We start from the raw sequence: 10,490 nt of genomic DNA on the forward strand, positions 1-10,490 counted from the left end.
TCCTCACCTGAAAAGCCGAAAGAGCTTCTGGTTGAGCACCCTTAAGTCCTCTCGCAGTTCCTCATAGAGGGTAAACCAGCGATCCAGCACCTTTTGGGGAAATTCCGGAGAAAAGACCTCCGCCACCCGGAAAGTGGCAGAGAACATTTCTTCAAGATTTCGATATAGACCAGCACCCAGCCCGGCCAGGAGGGCTGCTCCCTTACAGCTTCCTTCCCGGTCTTCAGGAACCACGATTTCCCGGGCAAGCATAGAGGATTTCAGCCGCATCCAGGCTCGATTTTTGGTCCCCCCTCCCACGTTGACCACCTTTTCCACCCTCAGGTCAAGCGTTCCCATCATCATTTCAAAAAGATGGCGATACTCAAGACATAACCCCAGTAACACCCCGAGTAACAACTCGTCCCGATGGGTTTCACCGGAAAGGTTCAGGAATGCCCCCCGGGCTTCCTCATAGTAACTTCCCAAAAGATAGGGAAAAAAGAGGGGAACATTCTGGGAAAGGGCAAGAGGAAGGGTACTGAAAACGTGATGGTTCTCCTGCAGTAGCTTCATGGTCCAGTCCACCGCGTAGCCACCGCTATAGATTCCGTTCATGGCGTAGTAGTACGGAAAGACCACATGATGCCCGAACGAGAACGGTTTCTCCTTACCCAGGGATTTCCTCTGGAGCGTTCTTTCCAGCGTCACCAGGATGGACTCGGTGGTTCCAGAAGAGATGAGTGCCCACCCCGGTTGGTATACTCCGCTGGCCAGCGCCGCACAGAGGTGGTCATGCCCGCCAGTCACCACCAGGGTTTTCGGATGTAAGCCGGTTTCCCGGGCCACCTCCTCTCGAATGGTGCCCAGAACCCTACCTGAGGGGTAAAGCGGAGCAAGGGTCCCCAAATCCACACCGGCACGCTGGCATGTTTCTCGCCACCAGGTCCGGTTCTCCTGGTCAAAGAGCATGGTTCGAGAAGCGAGCGAATAGTCAAAGGAGAGCACTCCACTAAAATAGTAGAGAATAAACCCCGACATGGAAGTCCAGGTTTGCACCCGAGAAAAAAGCTCTGGCTCGTGTTCCCGGTGCCAGAGGAGTTTATAGAGGGAATACTTCTGCTGGGGGGAAAGACCCGTGACCCAGTAGACTTCTTCAGGGTCCAGGGGAAAACGGGCGAACACCTCTTTGGTACAGTCGCTGTACCAGGGGATACTGTGGGGCAAAACCCAGCCGTTTTCGCCCACCCCGACCATGACTTCAGCAAAACTGGAAACGCTCATGGCCCGAACGTTCTGAAGCAATTTCTTTTCAAAGGAAGCAATGGCTTCTACCACCTGGGAAATAATTCCCATGGGGCTATAAAACCGTTCCCCGGTTTCCTCCACAAGAGGGGTGGGGAAACTGCGTTCCGCTTGAACCCGCCCTTCCTGGTCATAGACCTGAATTTTGGTATTGGTTGTGCCGATATCCATTCCCAGAAGAACACTCACCTGATTTCACCTCGATATTTTTTCCGGCACCGACGTTTCTTGAAAAACCCGCACAAGGCACTGGGTCGGACACCGTTCAATGCACAGCCCACATAGGGTACATTTTTCTCGGTCAATTTGAATCCGTTCGTTTTCCAGGGTGATGGCTTTTTCAGGACAAACCTTCACACAGAGCTGACATTTGATACATCCTCTGCTACAGTTCTGACGCACGATTTTTCCTGGGTCCCTGGATATGCAGGCCGAAAGCACCTGTTCCCCGTAGGGAAACAGAGCCAAAACCTTCTGGGGGCATTCCGCCACACATTTCCCACAGCCAGTACACCTCTCAGGGTTAATCTGGGGAAGACCGGTCTTATCATCCATCTGAATAGCCGAAAAGGGGCAAATTCGTTCACAATTTCCCAGCCCCAGACACCCGAAGCGACAGAGCTTGGGAGAATGCCCCAGAAGCTTCACGGCTCGACAGTCCTTGACCCCTTCGTAGAGGGCTGATGCCTTTGCTATTCCTTTTCCACCCTGACAGAGCAAAACCGCTTTCTTCACCTTGAAGTCCAGCGTTTCGGAACTTCCCAGTAACCGCGAAAGCTCCTGCCACACCCTCAGTCCTCCTACCGGACAAGCATTGACCGGCACTTCCCCAGAAGCAATTTTTTCCGCTAACCCCGAACACCCCGGATACCCGCAAGCACCACAGTTTCCCCCGGGTAAAATTTCGGTCACCTTCTGCACCAGCGGGTTCTCCGCCACTGCCATTTTCTTGGCTAACCATGCCAGCGCCAGCCCAAACCCAAGTCCTAAAAAACCCATAATGATTGCCGGAAGAACAATACTTCCCATGGTATCCTCCCTTATTTCACCAGTCCTTTAAACCCCAGAAAAGCAATGGCTAAGAGGGCAGTGGAAATAAACACAATTGGGTATCCCTGGTAAAAGTCGGGAACCCGCGAGAACCGTAACCGTTCTCGAATTCCCGCCAGAAGCACCAGCGCCACCGTAAACCCCAGGGCCACACTGATACTGTAGAATACCACCTGCAACAGGGTATACCCGTAATCCACCCCAAAAAAGGCTACCGCCAAAATGGCGCAGTTGGTGGTGATGAGTGGCAGGTAAATTCCCATAGCCCGATAGAGGTTGGGAATATTCTTTTTCAAAAGGATTTCGACCAACTGCACCAGAACCGCAATCACCAGGATGAACACCATAATCCGCAGGTACTCAAGGCGCAGGGGAAGGAAAATGTAATTCCACAAAAACCAGGTGACGCAGGAAGAAAGCACCATGACAAAGGTCACCGCCATCCCCATTCCAATGGAATTCGCCACATTGGAGGACATCCCGATATAGGGGCAAAGACCAATGTAGCGAGCAAGGATGATGTTATCCACAAACGCCGCTGCGATAAAAATCTTAAGAAGGGTTATGAGCATTCCGTTCATCGCTTCGCCCTCCCTGTGAAGCGGTTGAGCAGGGCAATGTAAATTCCGATGAGCAGAAACGCTCCCGGAGGAAGAACCATGAACATCATTCCCTGGTAAGAAGAAGGTAAAAGCGGAATCGAGAGGATGGTTCCATACCCAAAGAGTTCCCGTACCAGACCAATAGCGGTAATAACCAAGGTATACCCCACCCCCATTCCCAGCGCATCAGCAAAGGCCAAAAGCGGGGGCTTTCGGGAAGCAAAAGCCTCAGCCCGTCCCATGATGATGCAGTTCACCACGATGAGGGGAATGAAAACCCCCATCGCCTTGGAAAGGACAGGAAGGTACGCCTGCATGACCAAATCCACAATGGTGGTGAAAGTCGAAATCACCACGATGAAGATGGGAATCCGTACTTCCCGAGGTACAAAGTTCCGCAAAAGCGAAATCACCAGGCTCGAGCAAACGAGCACAAATAGCACCCCGGCCCCCATGGCTAAACAGTTGTCCACCCGCACCGACACCGCCAGCACCGAACACAACCCAATCATCAAGCGCAAAATGGGGTTTTCCCCAATGATACCGTTTCTAAAATAGAACCAGAACTCCCTCACGGTTTCGACTCCACCTCCTTGAAATAGGCAATAACCCCCCGGCAGGCCCGTAACACCGCGTTGGTCGAAATCGTAGCTCCGGTTACCGCCTGAACATCTTTCTTGACCTCAAAGGGATCGTCGATGGATTTTCCCATAAACTGATTCTGGAATGCCTCTTCGGTGATGTTTGACCCCAGACCAGGGGTTTCCTGATGTTCTAAGACTTGAATGCCGGTGAGTATCCCTTCCTGGGAAATACCCAAAAGAAGAACCATCATCCCTCCATACCCCATGGTCGACACTCGAAAAACATATCCCCTGAGCTTTCCTTCTCCCAGCACTTCATAGGAGGTGAGGATTGAAACCCCCTCTCTTTTGCCCATCTCCTCAGGAACCGGGCGTTCCCTGAACTCTGTGGCCTCGGGGAAAACCACGCTCAGGCTTTCCCGGAGCTCTGCTGCTTTCTTTCGTTCAATCTCTCCTCTGGTGAGATAGTTCACCGCTGCCAGAGAAACCGCAGCCACAAGGCAAACCAAACCCAGTGCCAACCCGATTCGTGCAATGCCTCTCATACCTTTTTCACCCCAAACCGCCGTGGAAGCAACCGGTCCAGGAAAGGCACCAGAGCGTTCATGATGAGGATACCGAACGTAACCCCCTCCGGATACCCTCCCAGCCAGCGGATAATCCCGGTAAAAATTCCCGCTCCCAGGCCAAAAATGATTTTTCCTTTAAACGTCACCGGAGAAGTCACATAATCGGTGACCATAAAACATCCCCCCATAATGGCGCTGCCGGCCAGAATGTGATAGAGAGGATTCTGTCCGGCGATGGCTCCTGTAATGGCCAGTCCCAGAAAATAAAAGGTAGGGATATCCCAGCGGACAACTCCAGTGAAAAGCAGATAGAAAAACCCGCTAAGAAGCGCCACTGCCGAAATCTCCCCGATACATCCCGGCACCGTTCCCACAAAAAGCCGCCAGAGAATCCGAGGCTCAAGCTGAGTAAGAGCGCTATACCCCTGGAGCTTTGAGATTCCCAGAGGGGTTGCAGTGGTGACCACATCAAGACCCTCACCGGAGAAAGGAACCCCCAGAGCCCAAATTTCCCGCACCCGCCAGCTGGTCATGATTCCTGGCCAGGAAATGAAAAGCACCGCCCGTCCCACCAGGGCGGGGTTAAAAATATTCTGTCCCAATCCGCCAAACATCTGTTTGCCGAAAATAATCGCCACTCCACTCCCCACCAGGGGAATCCAGAATGGTACCCCCGGGGGAAGCGAGAGACCCAGAAGCAGCCCGGTCACCAGAGCACTGCCATCGAAAATGGAAAGGGGCTTACGAAAAACGAAGCAATCCAGGGCCTCAAATCCAACTGCCCCAAGAATGGAGAGTAAAAGAGGCCACAGGGTTAACTGTAAGCCAAAAAAGGCCATCCCCCAGATCGTTGCGGGAAGCAAGCTCAGAAAAACCCGACCCATCACCCGAGGAACGTCAAGAGGACTCCTAAGGTGCGGTGCCGGTGTGATGACGAGTTCGCTCACTTTCTCTCTCCTCCTTTTTTGCGACGAAGCAAGATTTCATTTTTCGTCAGTTTGATGAACTGAGTGATCTGGATTCCCGCTGGACAAAGGTAACTGCAGGTCCCACACTCCATGCAGTCCATAACCCGATTTTCTTCAGCCTCCGCAAAGGCCTTAAATTCAGAGAGCTTGGCAAGGTACGATGGGGTAAGAAACATGGGACACCCTTCACTGCACCGCCCACAACGAATGCAGGGGTACTCCCGTTTTTCCACCACTTCCACAAAAAAGAGAAACCCGGAAGTCCCCTTGATTACCGGCACCTCCAGGGAAACCTGGGCAATCCCCATCATCGGTCCTCCCATCACCACTTTTCGGGGCTCCCTTTCAAATCCCCCACAAAACTCAACCAGTTCAGCGAGTATAACCCCCAGGGGAACCTCAAGGTTTCCTGGTTCTCGCAGGCAGTCCCCGCTCAGGGTAATCACCCGCTCAATCAGCGGTACCCCTTCCTGGCTCATGCGCCCCACTGCCCAGGCCGTCTGGACATTGTCCACCACCACGCCCACATCAAGTGGTAATCCCCCTGGAGGCACTTCCCGGTTCAAAATGGCCCGAATAAGCTGTTTTTCCGAACCCTGAGGATACTTGGTCCGAAGCGCGACCACCTGCAGGGGAAGAGGGAAATCTTTTTGGAGGTTTACAAAAAGCTTGATGCAGTCTTTCTTGTTTTCCTCTATCCCCACGTAAACCCGCTTCGCACCACAGGCTCGGGCCAGAACCCGCGCCCCCCGAAGCACCACCTCTGCCCGCTCCACCATCACCCGATGGTCGCAGGTGAGATACGGTTCACACTCTGCCCCATTGAGAATGAGGCTATCGATTTCCTTCCCTTGCGGTGGGGAAACCTTCACATGGGTGGGAAAGGCCGCTCCCCCCAGCCCGACTATACCACCCTCCCGAATCCATTCCCGCAAAAACTGAGGTTCAAGACGTTCGATATCCTCCGGCAAGGGTTCCCGGTATTCTCCAAGGTCCTGAAAATCATTCCCCACTACGATGGCTCGGAAGCGCCCCAAAACTGGATGCCACCACTCTTCAATCCCCTGAACGGTTCCTGAAACCGAGGCATGAACCGGGGCAGTGATAAAGGCTTCAGCATCAGCAATTTTTTGCCCTTTCCGAACGGTATCCCCCTTTTTCACCAGGGGTTCCAGAGGGGTTCCAGTGTGCTGCACAAGTGGAAGAACCACTTTTGTGGGTGGATTGATTTTCCGTATGGGCTTTCCCTCAGTGCGGTCCTTCGCCGGGTCAAGGAGAACCCCGCCGGGAAAGCTTTTCCACTTCATGATGACCTCATACCCCCTTTACGAATAAAAGTTCTCCTCCAGGAACTGCGTATGGTATACACCTTTTACAAAATCCGGATGGGAGATGATTTTCAAATGAAAGGGAATGGTGGTGGCAATCCCTTCCACCACAAAAGAGCGTAACGCTTCCCTGGCTCGTCTTATGGCCAAATCCCGATTCACATCCCAGATGATGAGTTTTCCCAGAAGTGAATCGTAGTACGGCGGTACCACGTATCCTGCATAACAGTGTGTATCAAGGCGTACTCCCGGACCATGAGGCACTTCAAGGCGGGTGATTCTGCCGGGAGAAGGGGCAAACCTTTGATTCGGGTCTTCAGCGTTGATCCGCATCTCCAGAGCATGCCCCCGCAACAGGACCTCCTCCTGGGTCATACTCAGTTTTTCTCCAGCACCCACCCGAATTTGTTCCCGCACAATGTCCACTCCGGAAATCATCTCTGTGACCGGATGCTCCACCTGAATCCGGGCGTTGAACTCCATAAAATAGAACGCTCCATCATCGGTGAACAAAAACTCCAGGGTCCCGCAACTGGTGTAATGCAGGACTTTTGCTGCGCGTACTCCCGCTTCACAGATTTTCTGCCGGAGTTCCTGGGTCAATGCTAAAGAAGGCGCTTCTTCCAGAATCTTCTGGCGCCGTCTCTGCAGCGAACATTCCCGTTCCCCCAGGTGAATCACGTTCCCGAAAGTATCAGCCAAAATCTGTACTTCCACATGCCGAGCCCGACTGATGAGTTTCTCCATATAGAGCTCTTCTCGACCAAAGGCAAGCTTTGCTTCCCGTTCAGCGCTCCGGAAAGCTTCCTCAAAGCTCTCGGCGTTCTCGACCACCCGGATTCCCCGTCCACCCCCTCCCAGAGAAGCCTTCAAAAGCAGAGGGTATCCCAGTTCCGTCGCAACGGATCGACCCTCATCAAGGCTTCGTATCGGTTCCAGGGGTCCCGGTACCACCGGCACACCAGCCTCGTGGAGCCTTTTCTTCACATGGAGCTTATTTTTCATACCCCGCAACGTTTCCAGACTCGGGCCAATAAAGGTGAAACCCTTTTCGGTAAGCCTTTCTACAAACTCGGCATTTTCGGACAAAAACCCATAGCCGGGATGCACGGCATCCACTCCAGTGACCTCACATGCCCGAATGATTTTCTCGATATTGAGATAGGTTTCCTGGGGGAGATTCCCCCCCAACGCCACTTTTTGGTCCACATACCGCAAATGCGCAAGACCGGCATCGGCATCAGAAAAAATTCCCACCGTTTTGATTCCCAGTTCCCGACAAGCCCGCAGAACCCGCAGAGCGATTTCTCCTCGGTTGGCAATCAACACCTTCTCAAACAATCTGCATCACTCCCCACTACATCAAAATCCGTTCTTCTGGATAGGTCAAAAGCTCTCTGCGCTCCTGGGCCAGACGGAACGATACAATAGCCGTCAGAATTCCCACCCTTCCCAGGTACATGTTGAGCATCAGGACCACTTTCCCCAGATCCGAATGGTACGGAGTGAGACCCCGGGAAAGACCCACCGTTCCAAACGCCGAAATCACTTCAAAAAACGTGTCAAGGACTTCAGTCCCTTGCCACGCCAGCAGGAAAACCCCACTCACAAAAATCAGCACAAAAGCCATGGCCGTCAGCGCTACTGCCCGGTAGACCATCGAAGACGCCACCCGGCGGTGGAAAAACTCCACCCGTTCTCTTCCATGCAAAAAACTCCAGATCATCCCTCCCAGAATGGCAAAGGTGGTGGTTTTCACCCCACCACCGGTTCCTCCGGGTGAAGCTCCCACAAACATAAGAAGCATCAAAAGCACCGCCGTGGCCGGACGCAGGGCTCCCACAGGGATGGTATCAAACCCAGCTGTCCTTGGAGTAACGGCCTGAAAAAGCCCAGCCATCAATCTTCCCCAGATGGGAAGCTTTCCCAAAGTTTGCGGATTGCTCCACTCTAAGAGCACAATAAGCAATGTTCCCCCCACAACGAGCGTCAAGGTGGTCACCACCACTACCCGGGCATGGAGGCTCAAAAAGCGTCTTTCCTCCATCACCTCTTTCATCACCACAAATCCAATTCCTCCCAGAATAATAAGACCAATCATGGCGAAATTGACCACCGGGTCCAGGGTAAACCGTTCCAGGCTATTATTGAACACCGAAAAACCAGCGTTACAAAAGGCAGAAATACTGTGGAATACGGCAGCAAAAAGTGCCCGGGGGAATGGAAAATACCTCAAAAAACCAAAAAAAAGGATAAAGCATCCCACACCCTCTACAAAAAACGTGTACTTTACCACGGCAATCACAAAACGAACGATCCCACCCGGTACATCAAGGCCAAAAGAATCTCTGAGGGCCAGTCGGTCCCGATACTCAATCCGCCGCCGTATCGCCATCGCCAGGAGGGTGGTGATGGTCATATAGCCCAACCCCCCAATCTGGACAAGTCCAAGGATGACCAGCTGACCCCAGAGAGAAAAAAAGGTAGCGGTATTGACCACCACAAGTCCAGTCACACAGACGGCTGAGGTCGCCGTAAACAATGCATCGATAAAGTGCAAACGATTCTCCGGCGTAACCATAACTGGAATTGACAACACCAGAGCACCAATCAGAATTAAAGCTAAAAACCCCAGAAGAATCAGTGAAGCTGGGGGAAGCCCCGCCAGGAATTTTTCAACTTTTGACCACAAAAATGCCACTATATCGCCTTCTTAGTTGCTCTGAGCTTCTCTGTACATGGCCACAATGTTTTCCGGAGGAACATCAGCCTGCACATCGTGCACCGCACAGAGGACATACCCATCGGGACCGAGTTCCTGAATACGCCGGCGCACCTCCTGACGCACTTCTTCTTCTTTCCCTCGAGGCAAAACAAAGGTGGTATCCACTGCACCCCAGAAACACAGGTCTTTGCCAAACTTTTCTTTCAACACCCTGGTGTCCATCCCCTGGGCCGAAACCTGCACCGGATTCAGAATATCAACCCCAATCTCAATCAAATCGGGAATAAAGGAAACAATGCTCCCACAGGAATGGTACAGAAGCTTCGCCTGAGGAACGAGCTTTTTGAGGTTCGCAAAATATTCCTTCTGGAAGGGTTTCACCATTTCCCGGTACACCTTTGGACTCATGATCACACTCTCTGCCGTAGCTAAGTCGTCTCCCACAAAAATGACATCCAAATACTCTCCCACTTCCTGCAAGAAAAGACCATAGCGTTTGAGCTGATAGTTGTACATCCCCTCCATCAGGGCCAGAACGAACTCACGGTTCGTCATAAGGTCCACCAGGAAATTCTCAAAACCCCGCAGGTACCAGCAGGGTTCAAAAATCCCAGTATCAATCATATCCCCTACCAGAAGATACTTTCCTTCTTCCTTTAACCGCTTCGCCCGCTCCCGAACTCCGGTTAAATCCATACTCCGTGCTGGATCTGGCCAGGGATACTCCCTCAACTCCTCTACCGATACCCCCGCCAGGGGGTGTTCCACCATATCGTAATAAAGACCCCCTTCTGGCATATGGTATTTGATTCCAAATTCGTTATAGTAGGTCCATTCGTCAACGATTCGCTTTTGCCAAACAGGCTGGGGATGAATCCCCCGGGTATCAATCCCCAGAATTTCCAAAACCTCTTCATCGATAAAGACAATCTGGAAATTCTCCATCATGAGACGGGTTTCCTTTTCCACCCCCAGGAATCGCTTTAGGTTCTCATATGCCACCCTGGTCATGGTGGTACAATTCGTGGTCCCCAGATCAACGGGTACCCGATCTGGAGTTTCATGATTAAGGGCCTTCATCGCCCTTTCTCTTCCCGTCACCCCCGCCACACCCCTTTCAGCTCTCAAATCGTCCATATTTTACCACATCCATCTGAAAAACCAGAAAAACCCTTGGTTTTTCCCCACCGGAAATTATCACCATCTGAACAGGAAGTCAAGATGTCTTATGTTCCTCATCCAGGAGAACCAACATCAAACTCCTTCCAACTTGCCCCTAAATGTATTAATCGAGGAGCCTGCCCTCGAATGGATTAATCGAGGAGCCTGCCCCTGCATGTCTTAAGCAGGGGTCATTCCGGCAATCTTTAAGCCGGAATC

Annotated in this window: 10 protein-coding genes; all 10 read right to left on the reverse strand. The window is 52.2% G+C overall.

The window, feature by feature from the left end:
- Nucleotides 1-3 precede the first annotated feature (3 nt).
- From ABDK92_06735 to ABDK92_06780, 10 genes are read right to left on the reverse strand one after another with little or no spacing between them, the layout of a single operon-like run.
- Nucleotides 4-1,473 (reverse strand): FGGY family carbohydrate kinase, encoded by a 1,470-nt coding sequence (locus ABDK92_06735; GenBank protein MEN3186318.1) that lies wholly within the window; start codon nucleotides 1,471-1,473, stop codon nucleotides 4-6.
- Between the two features lie 6 nt (nucleotides 1,474-1,479).
- Nucleotides 1,480-2,313, reverse strand: coding sequence for an RnfABCDGE type electron transport complex subunit B (locus tag ABDK92_06740; GenBank protein ID MEN3186319.1), 834 nt, complete (start codon nucleotides 2,311-2,313; stop codon nucleotides 1,480-1,482).
- Between the two features lie 11 nt (nucleotides 2,314-2,324).
- The gene (locus tag ABDK92_06745) at nucleotides 2,325-2,915 is read right to left on the reverse strand and encodes an RnfABCDGE type electron transport complex subunit A (protein ID MEN3186320.1); all 591 of its coding nucleotides are present in this window, start codon (nucleotides 2,913-2,915) and stop codon (nucleotides 2,325-2,327) included.
- Nucleotides 2,912-3,511: an electron transport complex subunit E gene (locus ABDK92_06750; GenBank protein MEN3186321.1), complete on the reverse strand. Its 600-nt coding sequence runs from the start codon at nucleotides 3,509-3,511 to the stop codon at nucleotides 2,912-2,914. The genes ABDK92_06745 and ABDK92_06750 overlap by 4 nt, the downstream gene beginning before the upstream one ends.
- Nucleotides 3,508-4,065, reverse strand: coding sequence for an RnfABCDGE type electron transport complex subunit G (locus ABDK92_06755; GenBank protein MEN3186322.1), 558 nt, complete (start codon nucleotides 4,063-4,065; stop codon nucleotides 3,508-3,510). The genes ABDK92_06750 and ABDK92_06755 overlap by 4 nt, the downstream gene beginning before the upstream one ends.
- A complete protein-coding gene (locus ABDK92_06760) occupies nucleotides 4,062-5,036 on the reverse strand; it encodes an RnfABCDGE type electron transport complex subunit D (GenBank protein MEN3186323.1) in 975 nt (324 codons plus the stop codon). The genes ABDK92_06755 and ABDK92_06760 overlap by 4 nt, the downstream gene beginning before the upstream one ends.
- Nucleotides 5,033-6,364: an electron transport complex subunit RsxC gene (gene rsxC, locus ABDK92_06765; protein MEN3186324.1), complete on the reverse strand. Its 1,332-nt coding sequence runs from the start codon at nucleotides 6,362-6,364 to the stop codon at nucleotides 5,033-5,035. Before rsxC ends, ABDK92_06760 begins: the two co-directional genes overlap by 4 nt.
- A gap of 18 nt (nucleotides 6,365-6,382) precedes the next feature.
- Nucleotides 6,383-7,726, reverse strand: a complete 1,344-nt coding sequence (locus tag ABDK92_06770; GenBank protein MEN3186325.1) for an acetyl-CoA carboxylase biotin carboxylase subunit — start codon at nucleotides 7,724-7,726, stop codon at nucleotides 6,383-6,385.
- Nucleotides 7,727-7,742: 16 nt separating this feature from the next.
- The gene (locus tag ABDK92_06775; protein ID MEN3186326.1) at nucleotides 7,743-9,086 is read right to left on the reverse strand and encodes a TrkH family potassium uptake protein; all 1,344 of its coding nucleotides are present in this window, start codon (nucleotides 9,084-9,086) and stop codon (nucleotides 7,743-7,745) included.
- Between the two features lie 12 nt (nucleotides 9,087-9,098).
- Entirely contained in the window at nucleotides 9,099-10,247 is a 1,149-nt protein-coding gene (locus tag ABDK92_06780) for a uroporphyrinogen decarboxylase family protein (protein MEN3186327.1), read from the reverse strand.
- Nucleotides 10,248-10,490: the final 243 nt, after the last annotated feature.

It is taken from the genome of Atribacterota bacterium, assembly GCA_039638595.1.
GTDB lineage: Bacteria > Atribacterota > Atribacteria > Atribacterales > Caldatribacteriaceae > Profundicultor > Profundicultor thermophilus.

What these genes read in the sequence shown, in the direction of transcription:
- ABDK92_06740 (MEN3186319.1), bottom strand. Translation starts at nt 2,313, where the DNA reads ATGGGAAGTATTGTTCTTCCGGCAATCATTATGGGTTTTTTAGGACTT.
- ABDK92_06780 (MEN3186327.1), bottom strand. Translation starts at nt 10,247, where the DNA reads ATGGACGATTTGAGAGCTGAAAGGGGTGTGGCGGGGGTGACGGGAAGA.
- rsxC (MEN3186324.1), bottom strand. Translation starts at nt 6,364, where the DNA reads ATGAAGTGGAAAAGCTTTCCCGGCGGGGTTCTCCTTGACCCGGCGAAG.
- ABDK92_06755 (MEN3186322.1), bottom strand. Translation starts at nt 4,065, where the DNA reads ATGAGAGGCATTGCACGAATCGGGTTGGCACTGGGTTTGGTTTGCCTT.
- ABDK92_06745 (MEN3186320.1), bottom strand. Translation starts at nt 2,915, where the DNA reads ATGAACGGAATGCTCATAACCCTTCTTAAGATTTTTATCGCAGCGGCG.